This is a genomic window from Bradyrhizobium commune, assembly GCF_015624505.1.
In the GTDB taxonomy this organism is placed as follows: domain Bacteria; phylum Pseudomonadota; class Alphaproteobacteria; order Rhizobiales; family Xanthobacteraceae; genus Bradyrhizobium; species Bradyrhizobium commune.
Window position 1 is genome coordinate 6,866,709 of record NZ_CP061379.1, and the last position, 13,811, is coordinate 6,880,519.

The 13,811-nt window shown below is 63.8% G+C and carries 14 protein-coding genes; 6 read left to right on the forward strand and 8 right to left on the reverse strand.

Features of this window, described 5'->3' with window-relative positions:
- Positions 1-127: 127 nt before the first annotated feature.
- Positions 128-973: an SDR family NAD(P)-dependent oxidoreductase gene (locus IC761_RS32225; RefSeq protein ID WP_195800656.1), complete on the forward strand. Its 846-nt coding sequence runs from the start codon at positions 128-130 to the stop codon at positions 971-973.
- A gap of 10 nt (positions 974-983) precedes the next feature.
- Here IC761_RS32225 and IC761_RS32230 read toward each other — a convergent pair whose 3' ends face one another.
- From IC761_RS32230 to IC761_RS32255, 6 genes are all read right to left on the reverse strand, one after another.
- A complete protein-coding gene (locus IC761_RS32230; protein ID WP_195800657.1) occupies positions 984-1,190 on the reverse strand; it encodes a hypothetical protein in 207 nt (68 codons plus the stop codon).
- A gap of 73 nt (positions 1,191-1,263) precedes the next feature.
- On the reverse strand, positions 1,264-1,677 hold the full coding sequence (locus tag IC761_RS32235) for a Rieske (2Fe-2S) protein (RefSeq protein WP_195800658.1): 414 nt from the start codon (positions 1,675-1,677) through the stop codon (positions 1,264-1,266).
- Positions 1,678-1,684: 7 nt separating this feature from the next.
- Positions 1,685-2,797, reverse strand: a complete 1,113-nt coding sequence (locus IC761_RS32240) for an amidohydrolase family protein (RefSeq protein WP_195800659.1) — start codon at positions 2,795-2,797, stop codon at positions 1,685-1,687.
- Between the two features lie 15 nt (positions 2,798-2,812).
- Positions 2,813-3,874 (reverse strand): amidohydrolase family protein, encoded by a 1,062-nt coding sequence (locus IC761_RS32245; protein ID WP_195800660.1) that lies wholly within the window; start codon positions 3,872-3,874, stop codon positions 2,813-2,815.
- A 253-nt stretch (positions 3,875-4,127) separates the two neighbouring features.
- Positions 4,128-4,403, reverse strand: coding sequence for a YiaA/YiaB family inner membrane protein (locus tag IC761_RS32250; RefSeq protein ID WP_195800661.1), 276 nt, complete (start codon positions 4,401-4,403; stop codon positions 4,128-4,130).
- Between the two features lie 40 nt (positions 4,404-4,443).
- Positions 4,444-5,139: a PspA/IM30 family protein gene (locus IC761_RS32255; protein WP_195800662.1), complete on the reverse strand. Its 696-nt coding sequence runs from the start codon at positions 5,137-5,139 to the stop codon at positions 4,444-4,446.
- Between the two features lie 101 nt (positions 5,140-5,240).
- Here IC761_RS32255 and IC761_RS32260 point away from each other — a divergent pair, with 101 nt between their 5' ends.
- Together IC761_RS32260 and hydA are read left to right on the forward strand one after the other, a co-directional pair.
- On the forward strand, positions 5,241-5,849 hold the full coding sequence (locus tag IC761_RS32260; protein ID WP_195800663.1) for a TetR/AcrR family transcriptional regulator: 609 nt from the start codon (positions 5,241-5,243) through the stop codon (positions 5,847-5,849).
- A gap of 113 nt (positions 5,850-5,962) precedes the next feature.
- Positions 5,963-7,417 (forward strand): dihydropyrimidinase, encoded by a 1,455-nt coding sequence (gene hydA, locus IC761_RS32265; RefSeq protein WP_195800664.1) that lies wholly within the window; start codon positions 5,963-5,965, stop codon positions 7,415-7,417.
- 3 nt (positions 7,418-7,420) lie between these two features.
- On the opposite strand, the gene IC761_RS32270 is transcribed toward hydA, so the two are convergent.
- Positions 7,421-8,098, reverse strand: a complete 678-nt coding sequence (locus IC761_RS32270; protein ID WP_195800665.1) for a peroxiredoxin-like family protein — start codon at positions 8,096-8,098, stop codon at positions 7,421-7,423.
- A 98-nt stretch (positions 8,099-8,196) separates the two neighbouring features.
- Here IC761_RS32270 and IC761_RS32275 point away from each other — a divergent pair, with 98 nt between their 5' ends.
- Entirely contained in the window at positions 8,197-9,102 is a 906-nt protein-coding gene (locus tag IC761_RS32275) for a LysR family transcriptional regulator (protein WP_195800666.1), read from the forward strand.
- Positions 9,103-9,165: 63 nt separating this feature from the next.
- Positions 9,166-10,788 (forward strand): ABC transporter substrate-binding protein, encoded by a 1,623-nt coding sequence (locus IC761_RS32280; protein WP_195800667.1) that lies wholly within the window; start codon positions 9,166-9,168, stop codon positions 10,786-10,788.
- Here IC761_RS32280 and IC761_RS32285 read toward each other — a convergent pair.
- Entirely contained in the window at positions 10,785-12,128 is a 1,344-nt protein-coding gene (locus IC761_RS32285) for a glycoside hydrolase family 3 N-terminal domain-containing protein (protein WP_195800668.1), read from the reverse strand. The two genes, IC761_RS32280 and IC761_RS32285, sit on opposite strands and share 4 nt — an antisense overlap.
- Positions 12,129-12,317: 189 nt before the next feature.
- On the opposite strand from IC761_RS32285, the gene IC761_RS32290 reads away from it, so the two are divergent.
- Positions 12,318-13,805, forward strand: coding sequence for a DUF4153 domain-containing protein (locus tag IC761_RS32290; RefSeq protein WP_195800669.1), 1,488 nt, complete (start codon positions 12,318-12,320; stop codon positions 13,803-13,805).
- Positions 13,806-13,811 lie beyond the last annotated feature (6 nt).

Genomic DNA, 13,811 nt, shown 5'->3' on the forward strand with positions numbered 1-13,811 from the left:
AAACAGAATACAGCGAGGCCGGAAAGGCGTAAAGTCGGCGTGGAACGAAGACCTCCCATTCCGACTTGTGCAGGGTCGCGCGAGTGCCATGTATAGGTCGCTCGAGCACCTCTTCTGGAGAATGAGCATGCCGCATCCCGTCATCACCAAGAACAACGTCGCCGTGGTCACCGGGGGTGCGTCCGGCATCGGCCTTGCCGCGGCCACGGCCTTCGCGCGCGCCGGGATGAAGGTGTGCATCGTCGATGTCGACCAGGCGCGGCTAGCCGAGGCCGCAACAAAACTGTCATCCATCGCGGGAACCCCGAATGTGATGACCTCCGCAGTCGACGTCAGCAACGCCGAGAGCGTCAAGGAACTGGAACGCGCGGTGGGCGCGCGTTTCGGCGGCACCGACCTCTTGATGAACAATGCCGGCATCCAGCCGGGCAGCACGCTGTTCGGCGAGCCAGACAATTGGCATCACATCATTGGCGTCAACATGTGGGGCATAATCAACGGGTCGCGCATCTTCACTCCCAACATGATCGCGCGCGGCAAGGCCGGGCTGATCATTAACACCGGCTCGAAGCAAGGCATCACCACACCGCCCGGCGATCCCGCCTACAACGTCTCCAAGGCGGGCGTAAAAGCGTTTACGGAAGCGCTCCAGCACGAGCTCCGAAATACGAAAGACTGCCACATTACGGCGCATCTGCTGATCCCCGGCTTCGTATTCACCGGCTTGACCGCAAAGGGCCGCACCGAAAAACCGGCCGCCGCGTGGACGCCAGAGCAGACCGTGGATTTCATGCTGGCCCGGCTCGAGGCCGGCGATTTCTACATCCTGTGCCCGGACAACGATGTGCCGCGCGCGCTCGACGAGAAGCGGATGCTGTGGGCGGCCGGCGACATCGTCGAGAACCGTCCGCCGCTGTCACGCTGGCACCCGGACCATGCGGATGCGTTCGCGAGGTTCGTGAAGGGCGAATAGGCGGCGGGGCCTACAGCGTCTCCTGCTGATGCCCGCAATTCTTGCAGGCGAACTTGACGCGGCTCTGGCCTTTTTCCGCCTGGACCCGGTTCGGCGCGCCGCATTTGCCGCAGACGGCCTCGATGCGGGTCGTGCCCTGCTTCACGACGATGGTCTTCTTTTCCATCGATTCGCGGATCAGGCGCTCGGCCTCTTCGCGCAGGGATTGTTTCGACAAAGCTCGTCTCCGCCTCTGGAAAGCGCGAGAGCCATATCGCACCCGCGATAAAATCTCAATCCGAAACGGGCGCTCAGATCTCGACAATCACATAGCTGTCCTCGACATGCACCGGGAAGGTCTCGGCGACATAGGGGCCCTTCTGCAATTCCTCGCCGCGCTCGACCGCGACCGGATATGACCGGATCTTGACGCGGTTCGGATCGAACCAGGACTGGCCGCTGCGCATGTCGAATTCCCAGCCATGCCAGGGACAGCGCAGCATCTCGCCGACGCGCGACCGCTCATAGACGCCGGGCTCGGGCGAGGTCAGCCGCGCCACACAGGCGGCTTTCTCCAGTGGGGCGCCCTCGTGCGGGCAGCGGTTCAGGAGCGCAAAGAACTCGCCGTTGACATGGAACACAACGATGTCGCGCCCGGCGATATCGACGACCTTGTTGCCGCCGGGCGGGATCTCGGTTGTGCGCGCGACGATGTGACGGGCCATGCGGGTCTCAGAACTTGTAGACCGCACGGGCATTGGTAGAGAAGATCTTCTTCCGCTCGGCCTCGGTCAGCGGTGTCTTGAAGGCGAAGCGTGGATCGTCGAAATCCCAGTGCGGATAGTCCGACGAGAACAGCAAACGGTCAATGCCGACCCATTCGATCAGCGAGCGCAGATGCCGCGCCTCGTCGGGCTCGTCGATCGGCTGGGTCGTGAACCAGAATTGATCGCGAACATATTCCGACGGCTTGCGCTTGAGGTGCGGCACCTCGCTGCGGAAGCGCTCAAAATGCTGGTCCATGCGCCACACCGCTGACGGGATCCAGCCGAAGCCACCCTCGATGAAGACGAACTTCAGCTTGGGAAAGCGCTCCGGCACGCCTTCGATGACGAGGCTCGCCAGCTGGGCCGCGATGGTGTGCGCATTGGATTGGTGCTCCTCGACATAATAGGACGGCCAACCGCCGCCGGTCGGGGCGTGGCCGCCATAGCCGCCGACATGAATGCCGAGCGGCAGATCGAGCTCCTGCGCCCGCTCGTAGATCGGCCAGTAACGGCGGCGGCCGAGCGGCTCGTTGGCACGCGGCGAGACGTTGATCTGGATATATTCGCCGATCCTGGCACAGCGCTCGATCTCGGCAATCGCAAGATCAGTCCCGTCCTGCCCGACCAGGATCGAGGCCTTCAGGCGCGGATCGCGATGTGACCAGAACGCCAGCTGCCAATCGTTGATGGCGCGCTGGATAGCCGCGCCGAATTCGAGGTTCTGCTGTGAGAAGATGAAGAGGTCGAGCACCTGCAAGATCCCGAATTCGACATCGAGCGGATCGAGATGCTGCTTCTGCATGAAGGCGAGATCGGAGCCCGGCGGCCCGCCGGTTGGCGGCCAGGCATCGCGCCGCGCGATCAATGGCGAAGAGCGCGGATAGGGCGTGGTGAAGAGGTACGGCGTGCGCAGATGGCTGCCGTATTCCTTCAGATGATGCTGCCAGCGTTTTGGCAGGAACTCGTTGAGATCATCCGTCGAGCGCAAGCTCGGATGCACGTCGCAATCGACGATGCGCAGCCGCGAGGCGGCGGGTTTCTCGTCGTCACGCAGCGGACGGTCGATGACCTCACTCATGCGATCCTCCAAAATTCAGTTCAAGAGTAGCCGCGGAAACGTCTCCAGCGGATTGTCGACGCACATTTTCGATATGATACCCTTCGGCAAGTACGGCGGAATCGGATCGTCGCCGTCGAACTGCCAGTGCGGATAGTCGGAGGCGAACAGGAACATTTTTTCGGAGCCGATCTGGTCGATGATCTCCTCGACGCTTTTGGCGTCGCCCGGCGCATCGAACGGCTGCATGGTGACGCGGAAATTGTCGCGGATGATGGAGGCCGGCTCGCGCTCGACCCAGGGCACCTCGACGCGCACGCCGCGCCAGGTCTTGTTGGCGCGCCACATGAAGGCCGGCAGCCAGCTCACGCCAGACTCCATCAGCACGACCTTGAGGTTTGGATATTTGCCGAACACGCCCTCGTAGATCAGGCTCAACATCTGCGCCTGAAACGCCTGCGCTTCGACGAAGTAATATTCGTAGCGGTGCGACGGCCAGCCGGCTGAGCTCGGCGCCTGCCGATATTGCGTGCCGGCGTGGATCGCGAGCGGCAGCTTGTACTTTTCCGCGAGCTGGTAAACCGGCCAGAAATGCCGCCGGCCCAGCAGCGTTTCGCCCTGCGCCAGCACCAGGATGGAAACGAAGCGGTTGTCGCCGGCGCGGCGCTCGATCTCCTCGATGGCGAGATCCGGCGCCTGCATCGGCACCACGATCGATGCACGCAGGCGCGGGTCGCGCGACAACCACTCGGCGGCGATCCAGTCGTTGATCGCCTTGCAGAAATCCGCCGCCATATAGGCGTCAAACACGGCCTGCGCGCCGTAGAGCACGTTGAGGATGGCGTGGCTCGCACCGAGCTGATCGAACGCGCCCTTCTGCACCATCGCGAGATCGGAGCCCGGCTTGGCGCCGTTGGCCGGCCGCCAGTCGGCGCGACCTGAAAACGGCATGCTTGGCGGATAGGAGGTGAGATCGAGGCCGTCGATGGCGCGGCTCACGACCTGCTCTTTCCAGTGATCGCTGAGATAAGGCAGCAGCGTCGTGCGCGTGCCACCAACCGCCGGGTGGATATCGCAGTCGATCCGCGTCACCGCCATGGAGCTTCCTCGCGCCGTCTTAATTGGCGGCGTCCTCTGCACCGCCCGCGCAGAGTGCGCCGGCCTGCGCCCACGCGCAAGGGCGCAGCCCTGCGCGATCCGTCATGGCTCGGTTGCATTTCGCAGGCGCGATATGATCACTGTGATCATCGCGTGCGGCGACGGCTCGATGGTGAATAGCCCAAAGCGCGGACGGCGGATGCTTCGGTATCCACCGCCTCAATGTCGCTTCACGCTTTCATGCGCTCTCGCCTCAAGCCGCCTTGGAGACCTCCATCAGCAACCGCTCGGCCTTGGCATCCTCGATACGGTTCACGAGCCTGCCGCTCTCGTGATTGTCACGCACGGTCTTGGTCAGGGTGACGCAGGTCTGGATCAGCATCACGATGCCCATCGTGAGATAGCCCTTCATCCAGAGGTCGATCGGCAGGAAGAAGATGCCGATTGCGACGAGGAAGGCGGAGGCTGCGAAGGACGCGTAAGTGAAGGTCACCCAGGCGCCGCTATGGGGTTGGCCGTTCTGGTTCATGATCGTCTCCTGAGGGTTCGAATGATGATCGAGTTTGAGATCAGGCGGTCGGCGCGTGCTTGGACTTCAACCGCGCCAGCACGTCGTCCGCGGTTGTCTTGAGCCGTGGGCCAAAGCCCTGTTCGGCGAGTTTCTCGGCGGTGGCGAGCGGACCGGTGGCCGCGTCGAGCTCGAACAGAGCGTCATCGGCGGCCTGGGCCTCCATTTGCCGGTCACGTAGGCGCCTCAGCGTGCTCTCGGCTTCCGGCAGCGTGGCCTCGTAGGGCCGCGCCGCCTCGATGCCGCTGCGGCGGAGCGAACGCACCGCCTCCGAGGCGCGGGCCAGGCGGCGGCCGCGATCGAGCTCGGTGATACGGGCCTGCGCGCTTGCGACGTGCCGCTTCAGCCGCGCGATCTCGGTCGCGAACAGCGCACGCGCCGTCATCGCCGCGTCGCGGTCGGCCTCAAGGCCTGCGATGGCCTCGGCCGCTTCCCTCGCCAGATCCTCCCGGCCGCCATCGAGCGCCGCAACCGCGCGGGTCTCGAGATCAGCGATGCGGGCATTGGTCGCCTCGAGCTTGCGGCCCTCCTGCTGGTCCTGCGCGATCGCCAGCGCCAGCGTCCGCTTGCTGCGCTCGACGGCCGCGGCCGCATCGCGCATCTGCTGGTCGAGGATCAGAAGAGCGGTGCGGTCTTCCAGCTCCTCGCCGGCGGCGGCTACGCTGCCGCGGAAAAGTGTCACGACGGTCTTGAACATTGTTTGCTCCCTGTTATGAGCAGTGCTCACACGTGCCTTGTAGCATATCTTGAGCGTCGCTCAAGGTAAATTTGAACAATGCTCACGTCTTTGGTTAAAAAATGTCTAAAGCCTTGGAACGACGAGAGAAACTTCGCAGCGACCTGATCCTGGCGGCCGAACGGATGATCGCCGATCGCGGTCTGGCCGGCCTGAAGACCCGGGATCTTGCCCGCGAGATCGGCTGCGCCAACGGCGCTGTCTACAATCTCGTCGCCGATGTCGACGAGCTGATCCTGCGGGTCGGCTCGCGCACGCTGCTCCGGCTCGACGATGCGCTCAGCGCTGCCGAGAACGCTGCGGTCCCCTCGCCGCGGGGGACGCTGGTCCGCATCGCGATTGCTTATTGCGACTTCGCCGCCGAAAATCTCGAACTCTGGCGCGCGCTGTTCGAGCATCGCATGGCTGCCGACAAGATCGTCCCCGACTGGTCCATCGACGACCAGATGCAGCCGTTCCGCCACATCTACAAGCCGCTGGCGTTGCTGCTTCCGAAGCGCAGCCCGGAGGAGCTCGGCATCACCGCGCGCAGCCTGTTCTCGGCCGTCCATGGCATGGTGGCGCTCGGGCTGGAGCAGAAGCTGGTCGCCGTTCCGCTGCCGGCGCTGCGGGACGAGATCGCAGTGCTGGTGCGTGCAATGCTGGACGGGCTGGTCGCGCGCGCGGATTAGTCCGCGCATTGCGGCAAGCGCAGGGTGGCTGACTAAATTTTCGTCTGTTGCATCGCGCTTGGCGCGCCTAGCTTTCGCCGCGACCCATCTTCTGCACCCACCCGGAGTCCCCCATGTCCCTCCTTATCCGCGGCGGCACTGTCGTCAATCATGATCATTCGCGCCGAGCGGACGTGCTGATCGACGGCGAGACCATCGTCGCGGTCGGCGCGTCGATCGCGGCGCCGACCGGCGCCGAGATCATCGATGCCGGCGGCGCCTACATCATCCCCGGAGGCATCGATCCGCACACCCATCTCGAAATGCCGTTCATGGGCACCGTCACCGCCGACGATTTCGAATCCGGAACGATGGCGGCGCTGACCGGTGGCACCACCATGGTGGTGGATTTCTGCCTGCCCGATCCAGGCCAGTCGATGCTCGCGGCCTATCAGGAATGGCGGCACAAATCCGAGAAGGCGGCTACCGACTACGGCTTCCACATGGCGGTGACGTCATGGTCGAAGCAGATCTATGACGAGATGGAGACCGTGGTCAAAACCTACGGCATCAACACCTTCAAGCATTTCATGGCCTACAAAGGCGCGCTGATGGTGAACGACGACGAGCTCTACAATTCGTTCGCGCGCTGCGCCCATCTCGGCGCGATGCCGGTGGTGCATGCGGAGAACGGCGACGTCGTCGCCCTGATGCAGGAAGCCTTGATCGCGCGCGGCGTCACAGGCCCCGAGGGTCACGCTTATTCGCGGCCGCCGGAGGTCGAGGGCGAGGCCACCAACCGCGCCATCATGATCGCGGACATGACGGGCACGCCGGTCTATATCGTGCACACCAGCTGCCGCGAGGCGCATGAGGCCATCGCCCGCGCGCGGGCCGCGGGAAAGCGCGTCTACGGCGAGCCGCTGGTCCAGCATCTGCTGCTCGACGAGGGTGAGTATCAGAACAGGGACTGGGACCATTCCGCGCAGCGCGTGATGTCGCCGCCATTCCGCGACAAGTCGCATCAGGACAGTCTGTGGGCGGGCCTGCAATCAGGCTCGCTGCAAGTGGTCGCGACCGACCACTGCGCCTTCACCACAGAGCAGAAGCGCTTCGGGCTCGGTGATTTCAGGAAGATCCCGAACGGCACCGGCGGCCTGGAAGATCGCCTTGCGCTGTTGTGGACCGCGGGCGTCGCCACGGGACGGCTGACCAAGGAAGAATTCGTCGCGGTGACCTCGGCGAACATCGCCCGCATTCTCAACATCTATCCGCGCAAGGGCGCGGTCGCCGTCGGCTCGGATGCCGATGTCGTGGTGTGGGACCCGAAGGCGAGCAAGACCATCAGCGCGAAGCGGCAGATGAGCCGGATCGATTACAACGTATTCGAAGGCTTTTCCTGCACCGGCGGGCCAGCCGCGACATTGTCGCGCGGCCGCATCGTGTGGAAGGACGGTGATCTGCGCGCCGAAGCCGGCGACGGGCACTACGTCGAGCGTCCCGCCTTCTCGCCGGTGCATGTGGCGAATTCGACCTGGAAAGAGCTGACCGCTCCGCGCGCCGTTAGCCGCGGAGCGGTGACGCCGTAGCGCTCAGGCCGCTTTGCCCGTCCGCAGCCGATCGAGCACCGGCAGCAGCTCGGACGGATCAGGCCGGTGGGTGTAGTCCGGATTCACTTCCGCGTAGCCGATGATGCCGTCGCGGCCGATGACGTAGCGCGCGGGCATCGGCAGCACCCAGGACGGATTGTCGTTGAAGGTCGGCAGATCGTTCTTGAACGACTTGTAGAGCGAGACGAGATCGGCCGGCAGCGCGAAGCGGATGCCGAAGGCATCGGCGACCTCGCTCCTGACGTCGCTCAGGATTGGGAACGACAGCTTGTTGTCGCGCTCGGACTTACGGCTGTTCGGCGCGGTCTGCGGTGAGATCGCAACCAGGCTTGCACCGCGCGCGGCGATCTCCGGCAACGCCTCCTGGAGCGCCTGGAGCTCGAGGTTACAGTACGGGCACCAGACGCCGCGATAGAAGGTCACGACCAGCGGTCCCTTCGCGAGCAGGTCGCGCGAGGCGACCTGCTTGCCGTCCGGATCCTTGAGCAAAAATTCCGGCGCGGCGTCGCCGGCCTTCTTTGCGCGCTGCGCCTGGCCGCTTGAGATCAGCCCGGCGGTGGCACGATGCATGGTGTCGAGCGCCTCCTTGGTCGGCTTGATCGGAAAACGGCCACCTTCGAAATCGGCTTTGAAGGCATCGAGCTTGTCTTGCAGGGCCATGGGAAATCTCCATCGGTTGCTGTTGGCCCCGTCTATCTGGATCATTTGCAAGCAAAGGGGTATACGGCAGAATTGGACAACATTTATTTGGTTTTCAAATGAGCGACCGCCTCCAGGAATTGACCGTCTTCGTGCGCGCAGCCGAGAGCGGCAGCTTTTCACAGGCCGCGCGCGAGCTCGGCCTGTCGCAGCCCTCGGTGTCGCGGATCATCGGCGAGCTTGAGGCACGACTCGGCGTCAGGCTGCTGCTGCGGACCACGCGCCGCATCACCGTCACCGATGCCGGCGCGCTGTTCCTGACCCGCGCGCGCGAAGTGCTCGCCGATATCGAAGACGCCGAGGACGCGGCGCGCGGGATCGACTCGCTGCGTGGGACCATCCGCATTGCGATGCCCGTGATGTACGGCGCCCGGAATATCATTCCGCGCCTGCCGAAATTCCTGACTACGCATCCTCTGCTGCGCGTGGAGCTGTCCGTGTCCGATGAGCGGCAGGACCTCGTCGCCGAGGGCACCGATGTCGCGATTCGACTCGGCCCGCTCGGCGATTCCGGCTTTGGCGCACGAAGCCTCGGATTGCTGCCGCGGCTCGTGGCGGCTTCTCCGGCCTATCTTGCCGCCCGCGGCACACCAAAGACGCCAGCAGACCTCGCCTCGCATGATTGCATCTTCGGTCCCGGCCAGTCCGGTCGCACCGGCTGGTCGTTCACCCGGAATGGAACGGAAACCTCTGTCGATGTCCTCGGCCGCATCTTTACCGATTCCGGCCCGGGCGTGTTTGCCTGCGTGCTGGCGGGATTGGGCATCGCCATCACGTCGCCCGTCATGGCCGGGCCGGAGATCACCGCGGGCACGCTGGTGCCCCTGCTGAAGAGCTACAAGCTCTCGCCACTCGAAGTGCACGCCATTTTTCCGAGCGGCCGACGTCCGTCGAGCAAGGTACGCGCACTGGTCGATTATCTCGCGGCCGACATGGGCCGATCCGCGCGAGATGCGACGCCATGAAGCGCGGCTGATGGCATGCACCTTGCCTCTTAATATCGCACATCTCTCGCAACAGAGGCACCAATGAGCGCATCATCTTTCGACGTGACCCGCCGCAATGTGGTGCTCGGCGGTCTGAGTACGGCCGGATTGACGGCCATCGCGCCGCGCTTCGCCTCGGCGCAAGGGCGCGCTGAGACGCTGCTGGTGGTGCAAGAGCTCGGACCGAACTCGCTCGACATGCAGGGCGTCGGCTCGAACCAGACCGTGAACGGCCTGTCCTGGAACTGCTATGATCGCCTGCTGAGCTACGCGTCCAAGACATTGCCTGATGGGACGGTGTCCTATGACCGCGAAAACCTCGCGCCAGAGCTCGCCGAGAGCTGGGAGGTGGCTGCCGACGGCATGTCCTGCACCTTCAAGCTCAGGCGAGATGCAAAATTCCACGATGGTGCGCCGGTGACAGCGAAGGACGTCAAATGGTCGTTCGACCGCGCGGTGAAGGTCGGCGGCTTTCCGACCTTCCAGATGTCGGCGGGATCGCTGGAGAAGCCCGAACAGTTCGTGGTGGTCGACGACCACACCTTCCGCATCGACTATGAGCGGAAAGACAAGATGCTGCTGTTCAACGTCGCCGTCGTCGTGCCCTTCATCATCAACTCCGAGCTCGCCAAGAAGAACGCGACGGCCGAAGACCCTTGGGCGCTCGCCTGGCTCAAGACCAACGAAGCCGGCGGCGGCGCCTACAGGATCGAAAGCTGGAAGCCGGGCAGCGAGACTGTGCTGACGCGCTTCGATGACTGGAAGAGCGGGCCGCTGCCCAAGATCAAGCGCGTGATCGCGCGCGACGTTCCCTCTGCCGGCACGCGCCGCGCCATGCTGGAGCGAGGCGATGCGGATCTTTCGACCGGTTTTGCGCCGCGCGATTTCGAGCAGATCATCAAAGAGGGCAAGGTCAAGGTTTCGGGCGTGCCTATCCCCAACGCGCTATGGTATGTGGCGTTGAACACCGCAAAGCCGCCATTCGACAATATCAAGCTGCGTCAGGCCATCGCCTGGGCGATGCCTTATGAGCAGATCCAGGCTAGCGCCTTCTTCGGACGCGCGGTTCCGATGTATGGCGGGGCGATGGAGGTCTCAAAGCCGGTGTGGCCGCAGCCGTTCCCGTATGTCACCGATCTCGACAAGGCCAAGGCGCTGTTGAAGGAGGCCGGCTTCGAGGCCGGCCTGGAGACGACGCTATCGCTCGACACGGGCACCACCACCGTCGGCGAGCCGACCGCGATCCTGATTCAGGAAAATCTCGCCAAGATCGGCATCAAGGCATCGATCGAGAAGATTCCGGGCGCAAACTGGCGCACGACCCTCAACAAGAAGGAGCTACCGCTCGCCCTCAACCGCTTTAGCGGCTGGCTCGATTATCCCGAATACTATTTCTACTGGAATTTCCACGGCAACAATTCGATCTTCAACATCTCCTCGTATCAGAACAAGGCGATGGACGCGCTGATCGACAAGGCGCGCTTCACCACTGATGCGGCGGAGTACGACAAGGCCGTGAAGGACTTCATCGCGCTCTGCGTGCAAGATGTTCCCGTCATCCCGCTCAACCAGCCGATCCACGACGTCGCCATGCAAAAGGGCATCAGCGGCTATGAATTCTGGTTTCATCGCGAGCCGGACTACCGTCAGTTCGCGAAGGGCTAGTGCCGGTCGACGATGCGGGTAAGGCTTGAGGCGGCTCGCGCCTGCTCTGTCGAGAACGAACGCACGAGCCGCGCCTCGCTCGCACGCAACATCGCCGCATCGAGCCTGCCTTGCCGCAATCCGTCGAGGGCGCATCCAAAGATCCGGTAGAACTGCGCGCCGTCATAGGCGACCAGCAGCAGGTCGACGCCGGCATTGATCGCCTCGACCACCGCTTTGCAGACGTCGTGCTGGTAGATCGCACCCATCACGAGGTCGTCGGTCATGACGACGCCCTGGTAGTTCCATCGGTTGCGGATGATCCCCTCGACGACGGCCTTCGAATGCGAGGCAGCGTGGTCGGGATCAACGGCGGTGAGCGTGACATGGCCGACCATGAGTGCGCTGTGCGATTGCGCGAGCACTTCGCGGAACGGGAGCCAGTCGGATGCTTCCAGCTCCCTGACCGGCGTATTGAGATCTGCGCTGAAATGATGGGTGTCGGCGCGCACGCGGCCGATGCCCGGGAAATGCTTGAGCGTCGCGCCGACGCCGGAGGCCTCCAGCCCGCGCACATAGGCGCTTGCGATCGCGCCGACCACGACAGGATCGGTGGCGATCGCGCGCTGGCCGATCAGCGTGTGGAAATCGAGGCGATTACGCCGCTGCGGCGGCTTGAGATCGAGCACCGGCGCGAGATTGAGGTTGACGCCGAGCCCGGCAAGCTCGCGCCCATGGATGCGGCCAAATTCCTCCGCTTTGACCTGCTGATCGTCAGGGCTGAGCCCGGCGAGCGTCGCCAGCGCCGGCACCTTTGTCAGCGGAGGCGAGAGATGTCCGACGATGCCACCCTCCTGATCCGCGGCAATGATCAGCGGCGGCAGGCCCGCCGCGCGCCGCTTGTCCTGGAGCGCCGCGATCTCGGCGCGCAACGCCTCGACTGTCCCGCCGCGAATATTGTGCCGGGTGACGTAGACGCCGCCGATCAAGCCCTGCTCGGCGAGGCGCGCGACCTCGGGGAATGACGAATAGCCGACCATGAAGTGCGCACCGAGCTGCCGGGCCTCGGGAACGCTTGCGCTGAGGACATCGTGCTTGCGCAGCTCGAAGCTGAGATGCGCCACCGCCATCAGCATCGGCGGCAGGCACCAGAGCATGACAAGCAGCTTGCCGGGCAGGCTGAGCCAATGCCCTCTGCGCAGCAAGACGCTGGCGATTGCGATACTCGCAATGACAAGCGCGATATTTCCAACGCCACGCAACGGCACCAGATAGGGATCGTTCTTGTTCGCAGCCGCGAATGCCACGACCGGTGCGGTCAACCAGAGCAGGACGAGACCGGAGCGACGGAGGAATTGCATGATGCGTCACTTGCGAAAAGTGAGGAATGCTCCGCACCTATCAAAGCGAATCTCGCTGCGCGAGAGGCAAACGCGCATCTGCACGAAATCTGCAGAAGACTCCTGAAACCGTGCAGACGATGATCGCGGCTTCTGCACAAGGCGCGTCCAGACTTCGTGACGTCACCATCCACGAAAGGTCTTTTGGACATGACAAGCCTGGCTTCGACGATCGCAGCCGACATCCTGCCGATCAGGCATTCCTCGATTCCGGCCAAGGTCGGCCTCACGCTGGCGCTGGCCGCGCTTGCCGACTGGCTGTTCTATGGCGAGCGGATCGGGCTATCGCTCACGCTCTTTGCCATCGCCATCATCTGCGTGTCCCTGCTCTTCAATCACGCAACGCTGGACTTTCGGCGCGCAGTGACCGGTGCAACCATTCTCGTCGCCGGCCTGGTGCCGGCCATCGAAGAACTGAACGTTCTGTCGGTCCTGATCCTCGTCGCGGCGCTGACGATTGCGCTGCTGCTCACGACAAATGCGGAGACGACCGGGCTCGCCGACCGGACCCGGGCGCTGCGTAACTTCTTTCTATTTGGTCCGTTCAGGTTCTTCCCCGAGGTGCTCCAGATCTTCAACATGTCGGCGTTCACCCGCGGTATCGCGCTCTGGCTGCTGCCAGCGGTGCTCGGCACCGTCTTTGTCGCCCTGTTCGCCGCGGCCAATCCGTTGATCGAGCAATGGGTGTTGCTGCTCAATCCAAAACTCATCCTCGACTATGTCAGCATCCCGCGCGTGCTGTTCTGGACGATGATGCTGGCGCTGGTCTGGCCGTTCGTCCATGTGCGCTGGCGGCGCACGAAGATCGTCACTCCGGCCGCCGCCGATGTCGCCGAACCGGAGCCGTTGCCGCCTCTCGTCTCAGCCGAGTTCCTGGGGCCCTCCACGATTCTGCGCTCGCTGATTCTGTTCAACCTATTGTTCGCGGCGCAATCCGTCCTGGATGGTATCTATCTCTGGGGCCACGTGGCGCTGCCGGCCAACATGACCTATGCAGCCTACGCCCATCGCGGCGCCTATCCGCTGGTCGCAACTGCCCTGCTGGCCGCCGCCTTCGTGCTGGTCGCAATGCGTCCGGGCGGGCCGGCGGAAAAATCGACGGTGATCCGGGCGCTGGTCTATCTCTGGGTGGGGCAGAATGTGCTGCTGGTCGCTTCCTCCATCCTCCGCCTCGACCTCTATGTCGATATCTACATGCTGACCTATTGGCGCATCGCCGCCTTCATCTGGATGGGGCTGGTGGCACTGGGCCTGATCCTGATCGTGGCGCGCATCGTGCTCGACCGGTCCAACCGGTGGCTTGTCAGCGCCAATCTGATCGCGTTAACGATGGTGGTGTATATCTGCTCGCTCATGAACTTCGACGCGTTCATTGCCGACTATAATGTCGCCCACAGCCGGGAAGTCTCGGGCCAAGGCATGCCGATCGATGTCAACTACCTTGTCCAGCTCGGACCGCAGGCTCTGCCAGCAATCGAGAGGATCATGCCTATTCGTCCGATTGGATGCCGCAACCGGCTTGTGGCCACACAGCGTCTGGACATGGCCTGGCGGGCCTGGGGCCTGCGGAGCTGGCGGTTGCAGCGTCGGCTGGATGCCGAGGCCAAAAGCCAATCCGGCAGCCAGCCGGCAGGGTGAGCGGAG

Bases quoted from the DNA above. Each gene is read 5' to 3' on its own strand.
- IC761_RS32240 (WP_195800659.1), bottom strand. From the start codon at position 2,797: ATGAGTGAGGTCATCGACCGTCCGCTGCGTGACGACGAGAAACCCGCC.
- IC761_RS32285 (WP_195800668.1), bottom strand. From the start codon at position 12,128: ATGCAATTCCTCCGTCGCTCCGGTCTCGTCCTGCTCTGGTTGACCGCA.
- IC761_RS32270 (WP_195800665.1), bottom strand. From the start codon at position 8,098: ATGGCCCTGCAAGACAAGCTCGATGCCTTCAAAGCCGATTTCGAAGGT.
- IC761_RS32290 (WP_195800669.1), top strand. From the start codon at position 12,318: ATGACAAGCCTGGCTTCGACGATCGCAGCCGACATCCTGCCGATCAGG.
- hydA (WP_195800664.1), top strand. From the start codon at position 5,963: ATGTCCCTCCTTATCCGCGGCGGCACTGTCGTCAATCATGATCATTCG.
- IC761_RS32235 (WP_195800658.1), bottom strand. From the start codon at position 1,677: ATGGCCCGTCACATCGTCGCGCGCACAACCGAGATCCCGCCCGGCGGC.
- IC761_RS32255 (WP_195800662.1), bottom strand. From the start codon at position 5,139: ATGTTCAAGACCGTCGTGACACTTTTCCGCGGCAGCGTAGCCGCCGCC.
- IC761_RS32260 (WP_195800663.1), top strand. From the start codon at position 5,241: ATGTCTAAAGCCTTGGAACGACGAGAGAAACTTCGCAGCGACCTGATC.
- IC761_RS32225 (WP_195800656.1), top strand. From the start codon at position 128: ATGCCGCATCCCGTCATCACCAAGAACAACGTCGCCGTGGTCACCGGG.
- IC761_RS32250 (WP_195800661.1), bottom strand. From the start codon at position 4,403: ATGAACCAGAACGGCCAACCCCATAGCGGCGCCTGGGTGACCTTCACT.
- IC761_RS32275 (WP_195800666.1), top strand. From the start codon at position 8,197: ATGAGCGACCGCCTCCAGGAATTGACCGTCTTCGTGCGCGCAGCCGAG.
- IC761_RS32280 (WP_195800667.1), top strand. From the start codon at position 9,166: ATGAGCGCATCATCTTTCGACGTGACCCGCCGCAATGTGGTGCTCGGC.
- IC761_RS32245 (WP_195800660.1), bottom strand. From the start codon at position 3,874: ATGGCGGTGACGCGGATCGACTGCGATATCCACCCGGCGGTTGGTGGC.